11 protein-coding genes are annotated in these 14,102 nt (G+C 69.8%); 9 read left to right on the forward strand and 2 right to left on the reverse strand.

The window, feature by feature from the left end:
- Positions 1-647: 647 nt before the first annotated feature.
- The 5 genes from OHA19_RS37780 to OHA19_RS37800 are packed head-to-tail and all read left to right on the forward strand — an operon-like array spanning position 648 to position 8,000.
- Positions 648-1,151 (forward strand): hypothetical protein, encoded by a 504-nt coding sequence (locus tag OHA19_RS37780; protein ID WP_405708433.1) that lies wholly within the window; start codon positions 648-650, stop codon positions 1,149-1,151.
- Positions 1,121-2,539: a hypothetical protein gene (locus tag OHA19_RS37785; protein WP_405708431.1), complete on the forward strand. Its 1,419-nt coding sequence runs from the start codon at positions 1,121-1,123 to the stop codon at positions 2,537-2,539. Before OHA19_RS37780 ends, OHA19_RS37785 begins: the two co-directional genes overlap by 31 nt.
- On the forward strand, positions 2,536-4,062 hold the full coding sequence (locus OHA19_RS37790; RefSeq protein ID WP_405708428.1) for a vWA domain-containing protein: 1,527 nt from the start codon (positions 2,536-2,538) through the stop codon (positions 4,060-4,062). Before OHA19_RS37785 ends, OHA19_RS37790 begins: the two co-directional genes overlap by 4 nt.
- Positions 4,063-4,074: 12 nt before the next feature.
- Entirely contained in the window at positions 4,075-5,187 is a 1,113-nt protein-coding gene (locus OHA19_RS37795) for an AAA family ATPase (protein WP_124721926.1), read from the forward strand.
- On the forward strand, positions 5,184-8,000 hold the full coding sequence (locus tag OHA19_RS37800) for a hypothetical protein (RefSeq protein WP_405708424.1): 2,817 nt from the start codon (positions 5,184-5,186) through the stop codon (positions 7,998-8,000). Before OHA19_RS37795 ends, OHA19_RS37800 begins: the two co-directional genes overlap by 4 nt.
- A 184-nt stretch (positions 8,001-8,184) precedes the next feature.
- Here the strand turns inward: OHA19_RS37800 and OHA19_RS37805 are convergent, their stop codons facing one another.
- Together OHA19_RS37805 and OHA19_RS37810 are read right to left on the reverse strand one after the other, a co-directional pair.
- Entirely contained in the window at positions 8,185-8,622 is a 438-nt protein-coding gene (locus OHA19_RS37805) for a GNAT family N-acetyltransferase (protein ID WP_405708421.1), read from the reverse strand.
- Between the two features lie 59 nt (positions 8,623-8,681).
- Complete coding sequence (locus OHA19_RS37810) at positions 8,682-9,185, reverse strand: GNAT family N-acetyltransferase (protein WP_405708418.1); 504 nt, start codon at positions 9,183-9,185, stop codon at positions 8,682-8,684.
- A gap of 26 nt (positions 9,186-9,211) precedes the next feature.
- On the opposite strand from OHA19_RS37810, the gene OHA19_RS37815 reads away from it, so the two are divergent.
- The 4 genes from OHA19_RS37815 (at position 9,212) to OHA19_RS37830 (ending at position 13,916) form a co-directional block, all read left to right on the forward strand.
- Positions 9,212-9,733: a CGNR zinc finger domain-containing protein gene (locus OHA19_RS37815; RefSeq protein ID WP_405708415.1), complete on the forward strand. Its 522-nt coding sequence runs from the start codon at positions 9,212-9,214 to the stop codon at positions 9,731-9,733.
- Between the two features lie 297 nt (positions 9,734-10,030).
- Positions 10,031-10,840: an aminoglycoside N(3)-acetyltransferase gene (locus tag OHA19_RS37820; RefSeq protein WP_405708412.1), complete on the forward strand. Its 810-nt coding sequence runs from the start codon at positions 10,031-10,033 to the stop codon at positions 10,838-10,840.
- A gap of 360 nt (positions 10,841-11,200) precedes the next feature.
- A complete protein-coding gene (locus OHA19_RS37825) occupies positions 11,201-11,950 on the forward strand; it encodes a VOC family protein (RefSeq protein WP_405753116.1) in 750 nt (249 codons plus the stop codon).
- Positions 11,951-12,257: 307 nt separating this feature from the next.
- Positions 12,258-13,916, forward strand: coding sequence for a TlrC/CarA/OleB/SrmB family ABC-F type ribosomal protection protein (locus tag OHA19_RS37830; RefSeq protein ID WP_405753118.1), 1,659 nt, complete (start codon positions 12,258-12,260; stop codon positions 13,914-13,916).
- The last annotated feature ends 186 nt before the right edge of the window (positions 13,917-14,102 follow it).

A 14,102-nucleotide genomic window follows, 5' to 3' on the forward strand; every position in this document is an offset into this window, starting at 1 on the left:
CGATCGCCCCACATTCGGGTTCCCCTGCTCCACAGACGGGTTCGCTCGCTTCGCCGACGGGTTCCCCTGCGTCACAGGCGAGTCCGTGTGCCACCGTCGTCGCGCCTGCCGGGCACTTCTGTGTGCTGTCGCCCAAGCAGTGCTTCACGACCCCGTGCCCTCAGTACGACCTCGTGGCCATCCCGTTCTACCCCTTGCCGTCGGGTGGAGAAGCCATGGCCTCCGAGGGTTCTGCGCACACCCTCTGATGCCGCCAGGGGGAAACGGCCCCCCGCTGCATCCTGTCGTGTGCGAGTGATCGTCCAAATCCGGCGCCGAAACACCGGAGTCCCGCTGTGCGGTCGCGTTTTCGATGACCGCGTCCGCGCAGCGGGGCGCGCCGATGGCCGGGCGAGATCAAGGACGGCGACGCCCCGAGCGTCCGCGTCGAGCGGCGGCAGCACCGAGGCACCCGCTGCACCGGCAGCGAACCGACATACGTCCGGCGGGCATCGGCCTCGTGCCGCAGCCGTGTTCACGGCGCTGAGGCCAGTGCGCGAGGCGACGCCGCGGCTGCGACCGGGGCGTTGTCAGTGGTCGTAGGTATGTTCGGTCGTGTCCTGCCGTTGTGGCGAGGAAGTCGCCTTGGTGCACATAGGAGTGGTGCGTTGTCAGACTGGGAGAGGTCGAGCACGGCACGGGTCACAGCACCCGCGCGACCGCGCAAGCTGGCCAAAGTTCCGTTCGTCGAGCTGGCCGACGGACGCCTGCAGGGTGTGGTGTCCAGCGGCTCCGACATCGGGCGCGTCTACGTGTCCTCGGTCGCCGCGGCTACGTACACGTTCGCCTGCAGCACCAACAACAACCGGCCCTGCGGCGGCGCGCGGGGGTCGTTCTGCAATCACATCAGGGCCCTGATCAACGAGGCGGTGCTCCAGTACGGAGCCGAGCGCGTCGCCCGCTACCTGAGGGTCGAGTCCGCGGAGGGGGAGCCGAGCGCGCAGACCGTCGCCGACGGCATGAGCGCCGCACGTCCACCGCAGGGGGACACCAAGGCCGCCGCCCCCGTCTTCAGCCGGTTCCTGCGTCACCTCGCCTACCTGGAACTCACCCCGACCACAACGCCGTTGCCGGAGATGCAGTGGTTCCCGCCGACCAGGGCGGTGGCGTGATGCGTGCCGACCTCTTCGCCGAGGACATCACCGGACTCGACGAGGCCCTGGAGGCCGTCGACGGCTTCGACCGGGCTCTCGTCGCCGGCCTGCTGCGTCCGCAGCCTGCCCAGAGCGCCGGTCTGACCGGACTCGCGTACGCGGTCGCCGGCACGCCGCTGGCGGCAAGGGTCGCCGAGGCGGCCGAGAAGGCGGCGGGCGGAGCCGCGAGCGAGGACCACTTCGTCGCCCTCGCCGCCGCCCGCACCGCACTCCTCGGCTCCGTCCACGACGCACTGATGACCCGCATCGAGGAGGCGACCGGCCGGACCCGCGCCGAGGCGACGCTCCCCGCTCCCACCGCGCAGCAGGGGGCGAACCTGCTCACCGCCGCCCGCTCCTGGCTGTCCGATCTGGCCCGCTCCGGGTGGCAGGGCATCGACCACGAGGTGGTCGCCGGTGCGGCGCCGGTCGTCTCCGCGATGCTTCCGGATCCCGCGCTGCGCCGCCTGGCGACGCTCCTCGACGGCTTCGCCGCCGAACTCGCCGCGTCCTGCCCCGGCTCGTCCATGGAACGGATCCCGGCACGCCGCTGGGCCGATCTGTGGTCACGTGCCCTGCTGCTGACGGTGCCCGGCGCGGCCGACGCGCCCGTGACCGGTACGGTCACCGGCCGTCTCCTGCCCCTCGGTATCGACGTCCATGAACACGCGACTGCCGTACAGGCCCAGGTCCACGCGGTGTTCGAGCCCGCCGACGGCACCGCACCCCGCCTGGTACGCGCCGGGACAGCGGTGCCGAAACCCGACACGGTCGTCGGAGCAGGGCTCTGGCAGCTGCTCCGCCCGCACATGTCGCTGCTGGCCGCCATCGGCGAAGGCCGCTCGATGGAGCTCACCGACATGCCCGTCACCGCGGAGGGCGACCTGATCTGGAGCGACGAGCACGCACGCCGGGGCGAGCCCGCTGACGCCTTCGCCACCGCCCGCGTCGCCCTGCCCACTGCCACGGACACGACGACGGCACCTTTGGACCGGCACCCGGCACGCATCGCAGTCCCCGTGTTCCTGGAGGGCTACGCCGCACACAAGGACGACGACACGGTCACGTTCACCCTCGCCGGAGGCCCCCTCGTCGTCGACACCGACCGCATTCCGACCGCCGGACCGCTCACTCCCGAGGCCGTCGCGGTGTCCGGAGCGTGCATCGGACTGCTCCGCTGGGACGCCGGTACGTATCGCGTGCAGCCCCTGGCCGTCGAGACGACCGTACGGAAGAAGGCCGTCGCGATCCACGCCGGGGGATGGGCGGGGGGCACGACCGACAAGGCCGGAGTCAAGGCCGAGAAGGCCGCCACCGACGCCGTGGCCGTGCTGCGGGAGCGTGCGGGGAGGCTGCTGCGGAAATGACGGACCACACGACGGAGCAGACCGCCGACAACATGCCTCCTCCGGCCCCCGGGGCTTCTCCGGCCCTCCGGACGCCGCACACACCCCAGGCCCTTCAGTCTCCTCCGGTCACGCGGACGCCGGAGGCGGATCCCCAGGACAACCGCCGCCAGGTGCTGTACTGGCGGCTCCTCGCCCGGCTCTTCGACCCCGAGGAGCAGGGCACGCTGGAATCCGCGAGCCTCGCCGTGGTCGAGGACATGGGCCTGCCCTCCGCACTGCTGGACCCACAGGCTTCCGTCGACTCGATCGTGCAGCGACACCCGGAGCTGGCCGCCGAGTTCGACGGCCTGATGACACCGGACCCCGACCTCGAATCCGAGGCCGCCGACGCACGTGACCGGGCCGCCGAAGTACGACGGGCGGCACTGGTGTCGAAGGTGCTGCTCAATGTCTTCGCCTCCGGCTCGGGCACCGTCACCGCCGGAGAGCTGGCGCGCTGGCAGTCCGACGCGGGCTGGCTCGAGCGTGTGCTCGGCTGCCGGCCCGGCGAGCTGCGCGGCGGCCGTCCCGGGGGAGGGACAGCAGGGCAGGGTGTCAGCCCGACCGGCACCGGCGGTCGGCGCCCGTCGCCCGACCTCGGCCGGCTGATTCCGGAGATCGGCCCGGAGCTGGCCACCATCGAGGCCGACCTCGTCAAACGGATGCACCTGCGCGAGGTGCTCGCCGATTCCGGGCTCGCCTCGCAGCTCACCCCGAGCATGTCGCTGATCGAGCAGCTGTTGCGGGACAAGAACAACCTCTCGGGTGTGGCCCTGGCCAACGCCAAGGACCTGATCCGCCGTTTCGTCGAAGAGGTCGCCGAAGTACTGCGCACCCAGGTCGAAAAGGCCACGGTGGGCACACTGGACCGCTCAGTCCCGCCCAAGCGGGTGTTCCGGAACCTCGACCTCGACCGGACGATCTGGAAGAACCTCACCAACTGGAGCCCGGAGGAGGAACGGCTCTACGTCGACCGTCTCTACTACCGGCACACGGTCCGCAGGACGACCCCGCAGCGGCTGATCGTCGTCGTGGACCAGTCGGGCTCGATGGTCGACTCCATGGTGAACTGCACCATCCTGGCCTCGATCTTCGCCGGGCTGCCGAAGGTGGACGTCCACCTGATCGCGTACGACACACAGGCGCTCGACCTCACACCATGGGTGCACGACCCCTTCGAGACCCTGTTGCGCACCAACCTCGGGGGCGGAACCGACGGCACGGTGGCCATGGCACTGGCCCAGCCGAAGATCGCGGAGCCACGCAACACCGTCGTGGTGTGGATCTCCGACTTCTACGAGTGGCAGACCGAGCCACTGTTCCAGAGCATGGTCGCCATTCACCGTTCGGGAGCCAAGTTCATCCCGGTCGGCTCGGTCACCAGCTCCGGCCGCGGCAGTGTCAACCCGTGGTTCCGTGAGCGCTTCAAAGACCTCGGTACGCCGGTGCTCTCCGGCCACATCCGCAAGCTCGTCAACGAGCTCAAGACGTTCCTCGCCTAGAAAGGCCCTGTCATGTCCGACCTGTTGCGCGCCCCTGCCGAGATCAAGTACGCCGAGGAACTGGAGTGGCTCGAGTCCATCGACGACAATCCCAAGCCCTTCTCCTGGCGGCTGTCCCCGAAGATGGTCCGCCTGTTCATCCTGGGCTCCGAGCGCTCCGACGGCCTGGACCGGGAGATCTCGCAGAAGTGGTACGGCGACCGCAGTTTCGTCGAGCGTTCCATCGTCACACTGGCCTCCGACCGCGGCCTGCTGCTCATAGGTGACCCCGGCACGGGCAAGAGCTGGCTGGCCGAGCTGCTGTCCGCCGCGATCTGCCGCAACTCCACGCTGGTGGTGCAGGGCACGGCCGGTACCACCGAGGACCACATCAAGTACTCCTGGAACGTGTCGATGGTCATCGCCAAGGGCCAGTCGCGGGAATCGATGATCCCCTCGCCGATCATGACCGCGATGGAATCCGGCGCTATCGGCCGGTTCGAGGAACTCACCCGTTCCACCAGCGACGTGCAGGACGCGCTGATCTCGATCCTGTCCGAGAAGTACATCTCGGTACCCGAACTCGACAGCGACAGCATCGTCTTCGCCAAGCCCGGCTTCTCGGTCATCGCCACCGCGAACAGCCGCGATCGAGGCGTCAACGACCTGTCCTCGGCGCTCAAGCGACGCTTCAACTTCGTCCGCATTCCGGTGGTGACGAACAAGAAGAGCGAAGTGGAGATCGTCCGCTTCCGCACCGAGGAGCTGCTGCGCCGCCATCAGATCGAGCTGGAAGTGCCGCCGACCCTGCTCGACGTGCTGCTGCAGAGCTTCGCCGACCTGCGTGCTTCGGCAGCCGCGGCCGGCAGCGACGACGAGAAGCTGGAGTCCGCCCTGTCCACCGCGGAACAGATCGGTGTGCTGGAGGATGCTGTGCTGCACAGCAACTTCTTCGGCGATCGCGCACTCACCGCCCGCACGCTGGCCTCGTCGCTCGTCGGTTCACTGGCCCGGCGCGAGCCCGAGGACCTGGCCATCCTCAACAAGTACCTGCACGGTGTCGTCGAACCGCGCAGCAAGGAAGAGGGCGGCTCCTGGCCGGAGTTCCTGGAGGGCGGCCGCGACGCGATCGCCACCCTGTCATGACCAGCACCCACGAGGGGACCTTCGAAGGACTGCGTGCTCAGCTGCAGGAGGCCGCCGCGACGTTCGCCGACGGACCCGACGCACTGGAGGGCATCCTCCTCGGCATCGTCGACGACGTCGACCACGCGGTCCGCGAGCCGCTCGAGATCTTCCCCGTCTGTCATCACTCGCCCGCCTCGGCGATCGCGATGGCCCGGCGCCTGCGGGAGAAGCAGCCCAAGGTCATCTACCTCGAACTGTGCGAGGACATGGCGCCACTGCTGACGGAGCTGCGCAACTGCAAGCTCCCGGTGGCGGTCCAGTCGTTCGCGGCCGAGGTCGACGGCTTCCCGGTCGAGTGGTCCCCGCTCTCGGTGGTCGCACCGATCACCGAGGCCTCCGCCGAGTACCAGGCGATCGCCTACGCACTGGACACGCCGGGTGTGGAGCTGGTCCTCGTCGACCGCTCCTCGGACCACGTCTTCCAGTGGGACGCGCGTGCGACGGAGTCCGCCGAACCGGCCGGGCCGGACGCACCTCCCGTCGAGGAAGAAGCCGCACTGCACGGCGACGCGGTCGGCGTGGAGATCGGCGACCTGCGCCCGCGCTTCGCCGAACTGGAGGAGCACCTGCTGCGCCACGGCAAGGTGCGGCACTGGTCGGAGTGGTGGCACCAGTACGTCGAGCTGCCGCTCGGCGACAGCGACCATGACACCTACCGCCAGGTCATGCTCCTGATCGGAAGCCTCTTCCGTCGGCTCGCTCCCGGCGACTCCCACCGGCTCAGGGTGGACGAGGACCGGGAACGCTACATGTGGACCAGGATGCGCGAACACCTGGCCGCCACCGGCACCGACCCCGCGGACTGCCTCTACGTCTGCGGGGCCTTCCACGCGGCCAGCCGCGTCGCCGAGTTCGGTGTCCACGGCGCGGACACCTTCGAAATCAGCCCGCCCAGTGCCACCACATGGCAGCACGGCCTGATTCCGTCCAGCCACGCGGCGATCGAGGCGCAGTTCGGCCTCGCCGCAGGATCGGTGTCGATCGCCGCGACCGTATGGGCGAAGAATGTCCGACGCACCCGCGTGGAGCCCTTCCGCCTGGCCGGACAGGCGGGCGCGAAGAAGTCGAAGGCCAAGGCCAAGAAGGCCGTGACCGCGGCGGCGGTGGGGCCCGCCCTGGTCGTCCCGCCCTCGGACAGACTGACCGGATTCCTGCAGAGCCCGCCCGCACTCGACCGGCTCGACGAGGCGGAGCTGCTCGGCTGGTCGGTCGAGATCGTGCGCGCCGCGCGCCGGAACGGCTACCTCGCCTCCACCGCCGACGCCATCGCGGTCTTCGAGACGTCGATCCTGCTGGCCGGAATGCGCGACCGGGCCAAGCCCACGCCGTACGACTTCCAGGACGCGGCCGTCACCTGCATCGAGAAGGACACCGTGCCCGGCCGGCGCGATGTGCGGCGCCTCGTGGAGATCATGATGGGCGGCGACCGGGTCGGCCAGGTCGGCTACGCCGCGCTGCCGCCCCTGGCCCGCGACGTGCACGACCGGCTCGCGCCGCTGGGCCTGAAGCTCCAGCAGAGTGGTGTACAACGCGCCTTGCTGGACATCGTCTCCCAGCCGGAACTGGAGCGGTGCTCCGACGCGTTGTGGATGCTGCGCCGGCTGCTGCCGCAGGGTGCCGCCCGCCCGATCATGGGTGACCGGAAGCTGGGGGAGCGGCCGATCCAGGAATCATGGGACCTCGCGCTCGGCACGTACCAGCGTGCGCTCATCGAGCTCGGCTACGAGGGCGTCAGCATCGAACAGGTGCTGGAGCAGCGCCTGCGCCGCACGGCGTATGACCGGCGCGCCACCACCGCGACCGTCCTGGAAGCCGTCGAGGACGCGACGCTGTACCTGCGCAGCCGCCGCCTCGCCGACGAACTGGGCACACACGCCCTGCAGGTGCTGTCAGCCGAACGCAGCGTCGACGGTGCACCGGAGGTACTGCGCCGGGTACGGCGACTGCTGGCGTACTACCGCACCAGCGAACCGGTACTGCCGCCCTGGATCGAATCCTTCGCCAAGACCGGATACGCCCACTACTGCACCCTGCTGCCGACAGCGTTCACCGACGAGGACGCCACCGTCCGCCAGGTGGCCGCGATGCTGGGCTTCCTGTTCAGCATGGAGAGCCTGGCACTGTCGCTGGGCTGCGACCGGACCCAACTCGAACTGGCCGTGGTCCAGTCGCATCCCGAGGAGGCTTCGAAGACGGCGTTGTTGTGGGCGGCCCAGGTGCAGCTCGGGCACCTCTCCCGCACGGACCTTCGGGCGAACTGTGACGAACTGCTGGGCAACCCCTTGGTGGTGCCCGCCTATCCGCGCTACCTCAGCGGCTTCGTACACGCCCTGGAGCCCGTCCCGGGTCTCACGGACTTCGTGGTGGAGGCGGTGTCGAACGCGTTCGGACGGCTGCCGGATCGAGTGCTCCTGCCCTGGCTGCCGACCCTGATCACCACTCTGCGATCCAGCGGCTCGGAGCTGGCTCCGCTGCTGATCCGTGAAGCCGGGCGGACCTTCCCCGGCCGGCTCGCGGCGCTGGACACATGGGTGCCACCGTGGCGGGCGCAGCCGGAGCCCGTAACCATGCGTCCGGCGACCGCAACGGACGGAGCCCACGGCTGCGCACTGCTGGCCGAGCACCCCGCGACGTGCGATGCCGTGGCGAACCTGCTGGGCTGCGAGGGCACGTGGCAGACGGCGGAGGCCGGCCGCCCGGCAGGCGCGGTACTGACCGGCCGCCATCCGGAGACGGCCGCCGCGCTGGAGGTGCTGCTGGCCGGAGCGTGACCGCGCCGGTGTGAACCCACGCAGCGGATCCGCCGCGGGCCGGAGTGTCCGGTGCCGGTCCACGGACAGCGGGACCAGTACCGGACACGACAGTTGTGACGGCCGACAGGGCCGGCCTCGCGCCGGGCGCCGGGACACGGCTGTGCTGCTCGGGGTGTCGAGCAGCACAGCCGTACGGCCGAGCCTACGGTCGCACGACGAACCGGTAGACCCTGGAATCGCGGGCCCGGAATCCCAGGCGTTCGTACAGCCGATTCGCTGCTTGGCGGGACGGACGCGAGGTGAGGTCGACCGTCCGGGCTCCGGCCGCCTCGGCCAGACGCAGCGCCTCCTCCGTCAGCGCCGATCCCACCCCGTGACCTCGCGCCGCCTCGTCGACCACGACATCCTCGATGCGGCCCCGCAGCCCCGTCGGCAACGGGAACGTGATCAGAGTCAGCATGCCGACGGCTCGGCCTTCGATCCTGGCCACCAGCAGGGTGTTGGCGTCACTGCGCAACAGCTGGGCCACCGACTCCCGGTCGGGTACACCGGCAGTACTCGAAAGCTGGGGCAGCAGGCGAGCGATTGCTTCCACCACTTCATCGGTCGCCCCACGGACGACCTCCACCTCGACGCTCATGGCCGTAACCCTACCGACAAGTCCCGCGAACACGGTGGGAGGGCATATGCGTTCTGCGGTCACGGACGCCAGTACAGCGACGGGTCGGGGTGGTCGGTGAAACCGAGCTCACGATAGAGCGGCTCGCCCTCGCAGGAGGCGTACAGGTCGACCCGGGCGACGTCACGTTCCCGGAACCAGCCGAGCAGTTCCTGCATGATCGAGCGGCTGTGACCGAGCCGACGGTACCCAGGATCGGTGACCACGCCGATCACCTGCCCGATCCGGCCGTTGCTCAGGTGCGGGCCGGGCAGTCGTTGCTCGATCGTGCCGATGCCACAGGCGGCGAGGCCGCTGCCGCCGTCCACGACAAGGATGCGTACGGCGTCGGTGCCTGAGTTCGCGGACAACTGCTCCTTGAGTACTACGGCCAGAGCTCCCAGCCAGTCGTCGCCTCCCGACGCGGGGTCGAAGAAGTCGCCGCCGAGGTCGTCGAACAGCATCGCCCGCAGGCGCTGGAGTTCTGCGATGTCGTCCTCCACCGCCTGCCGTACAGCGGCGTTGTTCTCAGTGCGTTGTCTCATGCCGACCACACTGATGTAATGGCCTTATGCACCTCAACCCTTACGGCGAGGATGTCGTGACGCTGGCTGCGGATCTGGCCAACCGGCGCCCCGCGAGCGCCGAGGAGCTCGCGGACCGCTGCCGCGCCGCCGGCCTGGTGGTGGAGCTTCCGGTCACGCCACATGACCTCGACCGCACCCTTGAAGTGCTGGACGCGTGGGAGAAGGTCGTCGATGCCGACGAGGAACACGAGCGTGCCGAGTCGCTCAACCGGATGCTGGCGGCGGCCGCCGCCCACCCGAGGCTGACCGACCACGCCGAGGACGGCTGGCACCTGCACTACAGGGACGACCGGCAGTCGCTCGGCCCGCTGCTGTTCTCGCTGATCTCCGTCGGCACCGCGCTGCACCTGGCGGGGCGGGGCATGCGGCGGCTCCGGCGGTGTGCCGTCACCGAGTGTGCCGTGATCTTCGCCGACACCTCCCGTACCGGGCGGCAGCGCTACTGCACCCAGCGGTGCGCCAACCGCGACGCGGTACGTCGACACCGCGCGCGGACCGCACCCTGACCACCCTGGGGGCCTTCCATGACGAGCTCTTCCCCCTTGGCCCTGCATCGAAAGTGACTGGTTGTGGTTCTGTGGCCGGTGCTTCCGTTCCGGAGTGAACAACGAGAGCTCCGAGGTGCCTGACAGGAGACCGAACCCCCCGCCCGACGGAGCGCCGATAGTGATGTCGGGCGTTACGCGGCGCCGTCCTGACGCAGTGACAGCCACTCGTTGATGGCCGGGTCTCTTTCGGTATGTGCTTCGCATGTGCCGAAAATCGGTGGTCCGGGCGGATCAGGGCCTGGACACTGACCGCTTATGCCTATCAAGCCTTCCTCCGGCCCGATGTGCACCCGTGATTCGCTCGCCTCCGACTTCCGCGCCATGGGCCTGCGCGCCGGTGAGGTCCTCCTCGTGCATTCCTCGCTCAGCTCGCTCGGCTGGGTCTGCGGCGGTCCCGGCGTCGTCGTCATGGCGTTGCTCGACTCGCTCGGCGACAGCGGGACCCTGGTGGTGCCCACCCACTCCGGTGACAATTCGGATCCGGCGTACTGGCAGAACCCGCCCGTGCCCGAGGCCTGGTGGGCGGACATCCGTGCCTCGATGCCGGCCTTCGACACACGGACCACTCCCACCCTCGGCGTCGGTGCCATCCCGGAGACCGTACGTAACTGGCCGGGCGCCGTCCGCAGTTGTCACCCTCAGACCTCCTTCGCGGCCGTGGGTCCACGGGCGTCGGCGATCGTGGACGCCCACGCGCTCGACTGCCGGCTCGGCGAGCACAGCCCGCTCGCCCGGCTGGAGGAAGCCGGGGCGCGAGTTCTTCTCCTGGGAGCGGGCTTCGATTCCTGCACGGCGTTCCATCTGGCCGAGTACCGGGTCCCTTCGTCGCAGGTGGACAACTCCTTCGCCGTGATGACTCCGCGGGGCCGTGAATGGGCAACCGTGCGTGACACCTCGTTCACTTCGGACCGCTTCGATGAACTCGGTGCGGACTTCGAGAAGGTGCGCCCGGTGATACGAGGCAGGGTGGGCGGTGCGCAGGCCCGACTGTTCGACTTGGCCGAGGCCGTCGCGTACGCCGAGGGCTGGCTGCCCGAGCACCGTCCGCGCACGTCCGCGGAGTGAGTGGATCCATACCGCGTTGCTGCCGGTGCCGTGCTGCCGCGCCGGCCGGCGGTGCGGGATCGGGCGCGGGAGCGGGAGTGCTGAGGTGCGGCGTAGCCGCCTGAGGTACACGGTTAGATCACGAACTCGGCCTGCCGATCGCCAGCACGTCCGTCACCGACCGGCCAACCCCGTACGGCGTTCGGCCACGGAGGCAGCGCCGGGCCCTTGGTATGGGAGGCGGTCGATCGCGGAACTTACGGCGGACCATCGTGACGTGGAGGAATTGCTCCCACCGACCGAGGCGCAGCCCGTGGACCATCGGCAGCGACGAGAAACCCGAAGGAGCATCGAATGCCGGCCCTCGGAAGGATCAGGCACGTGAACGGCGCTCCCTGCTGGGTCAGCCTGATATCTCACGACCTGCCCGTGGCCCAGGGCTTCTACACCGACGTCATGGGCTGGGACTTCGTGGCCAGCACCCTCGGCAGCAACTTCTCCGTGGCCATGGCGCACGGCCGGCCCGTTGCCGGGATCGGATGCTGTGCTCCCGCCGCCAGTCCACCCGCTGTCTGGACCCCGTACTTCGCCGTGGACGACGCCGACGAGATCGCGGACCGGGTCAGGGAGCGCGGCGCCACACTCGCCGTCGGGCCGGTGAGAGTGGCCGATGGCCGGGCGGCGATCGCCGCCGACCGCGACGGGGCCGTCTTCGGCCTCTGGGAAGGCACGGCCCTTGTCTGGTCGGTGGGGCAGGACAGCGCTCCCGCGCGGCTGGACCTGCAGACTCGCCACGCCTTCGAGGCGGCCATCTTCTACGCCGGGATCTTCGACTGGGCCGAACCGCCAGGCGGCTGCACGGTCGATTACGCGGAGGATCACGTCCGCGTCAGGCTCGAAGGCCGAACCGTCGCCACCCTGCGCGGCGGAGGCATCGAAGCCGCTGCGGATCCCCGGATCCGGCCTCGTTGGATCGTCGACTTCCACGTCGAGGACGGCGCACGCGCCGCAGCCGCCGCCATCGACGCCGGCGGTGAATCGTCCTTGGTTCCCGCACTCGACGACCCATCGAAGGACGCGTTCGTCATCCGCGACCCGGATGGGGCGCTCTTCACCGTGTCCGGCCCATGACGGCAGCCCTCCTCGCATCACCACCGCCGAAGCGTCCTCGGCCGGCGGGCCCGAAATCCCTTGCAGGGCCACCGGCCCCCGCCTATGGTTCCCTCCATGGGAACTCTGTGACAGATGAGGATGCGCGGCGTTGAGCTGGACTCCGTCGCCGCATCCGGCAGCGTGCTGCTGACACACCACCGCACCGGGTCTGACGGCTGCGGAAGACTGTGTGTCGGTCTTCTCCGGATGTGCCGCTTCTGCCGGCCGTACCGCTCAGCGCGCTCACGCATTCACCCATCCTCATCTGGAATCAGGAGACACACGCGTGTCGATTGCGCAATTCGCCCTCCAAGACATCACCAAGCGTTACCACGACTGCGTCGTGCTCGACCGGGTCGGCTTCAGCATCAAGCCGGGCGAGAAGGTCGGTGTGATCGGCGACAACGGATCAGGCAAGTCCACACTGCTCAAGGTCCTCGCCGGGCGTGAGCAGCCCGACAACGGCCTGCTCACCGTGGTCGCCCCCGGCGGCATCGGCTACCTGGCACAGACACTGGAGCTGCCGCTCGACGCCACCGTCCAGGATGCCGTCGACCTGGCCCTGTCCGACCTGCGCGAGCTCGAAGAGGCGATGCGCCGGGCCGAGGCGGAACTGGCCGAGCACGACGCGGGCGGCCCCGAACCGGAGCTGACCGCCACCCTCCGGCGCTACTCCGGCCTCATCGAGCAGTACCAGGCGCGTGGCGGCTACGAGGCCGATGTACGGGTGGAGGTCGCGCTGCACGGCCTCGGACTGCCGGGCCTGGACCGCGACCGGAAGCTCAGGACCCTCTCCGGCGGCGAGCGCTCCCGGCTGACACTCGCGGCGACCCTGGCCTCCGCACCGGAACTGCTGCTGCTCGACGAGCCGGCCAACGACCTCGACGACAGGGCGATGGAGTGGCTGGAGGACCACTTGCGGAGCCATCGCGGCACGGTGATCGCGGTCACCCACGACCGGGTGTTCCTCGACCGGCTGACCACCACGATCCTGGAGGTCGGCTCCGGCCGCGTAACCCGCTACGGCGACGGCTACGAGGGCTATCTGACGGCCAAGGCCGTGGAACGCGCGCGGCGACTGCGGGAGTACGAGGAGTGGCGCGCCGAACTCGACCGTAACCAGGGGCTGATCGCCTCCAACGTGGCACGGATGGACAACATCCCGCGCAAGACGCCCCTCTCCGTGTTCGGGCACGGTGCGTACCGCAGGCGCGGACGCGACCACGGTGCGATGGTGCGGATCCGCAACGCCAAGCAACGGGTGGCCCAGCTGACCGAGAACCCGGCCCAGGCCCCGGTGGACCCGCTCTCCTTCGCCGCCCGCATCGACACCGCGGGCCCGGAGGCGGAGGCGGTGGAGGCGGTGGCCGAGCTCACCGACGTGCGAGTCGCTGACCGGCTGTCCGTCGCCTCGCTGAGGATCCGGCCGGGCGAGCGGCTGCTGGTCACCGGTCCCAACGGTGCGGGCAAGTCCACCCTGCTTCGGGTGCTCTCCGGGGAGTTGGCACCGGACAGCGGCTCGGTGCGCGTCGGCTGCCGGGTCGGGCACCTGCGACAGGACGAGGCGCCCTGGCCACCGGAGCTGACCGTGCTGCGGGCCTTCGCCCTCGGCCGGGTCGGCTACTTGGAGGACCACGCCGGGAAACTCCTCTCCCTGGGCCTGTTCAGCCCGTCCGACCTGCGGCGACGGGTGAAGGACCTGTCGTACGGACAGCGGCGCCGGATCGAGATCGCGCGGCTGGTCAGCGACCCGATGGACCTGCTGCTGCTGGACGAGCCCACCAACCACCTCACCCCGGTGCTCGTAGAGGAGCTGGAGCAGGCGCTGGTGGAGTTTCGGGGTGCCGTGGTCGTGGTCACCCACGACCGCCGGATGCGATCCCGGTTCGCCGGGGCCCGGCTCACCATGGACCGCGGGCACATCGCCGAGTCCGGGGTTTTGTGAACCACCTTCACCCGGGGGCTCCGGCCTCCGGGAATTCCGGCGTCGGGTTGCTGAATTCCGGGGCGCGGCCCACGGACCGATGACGGAGCCGGTGAGCCGTGCCGCCGACTGTCATACGGAGAGCCTTCCTCCCCGGAACGCGCCGAGCCCGCTCGTTTCGCCGGGAGCCGGGAACCGGTTGCTGGT

Source organism: Streptomyces sp. NBC_00012 (assembly GCF_045040875.1).
Classification (GTDB): Bacteria; Actinomycetota; Actinomycetes; order Streptomycetales; family Streptomycetaceae; genus Streptomyces.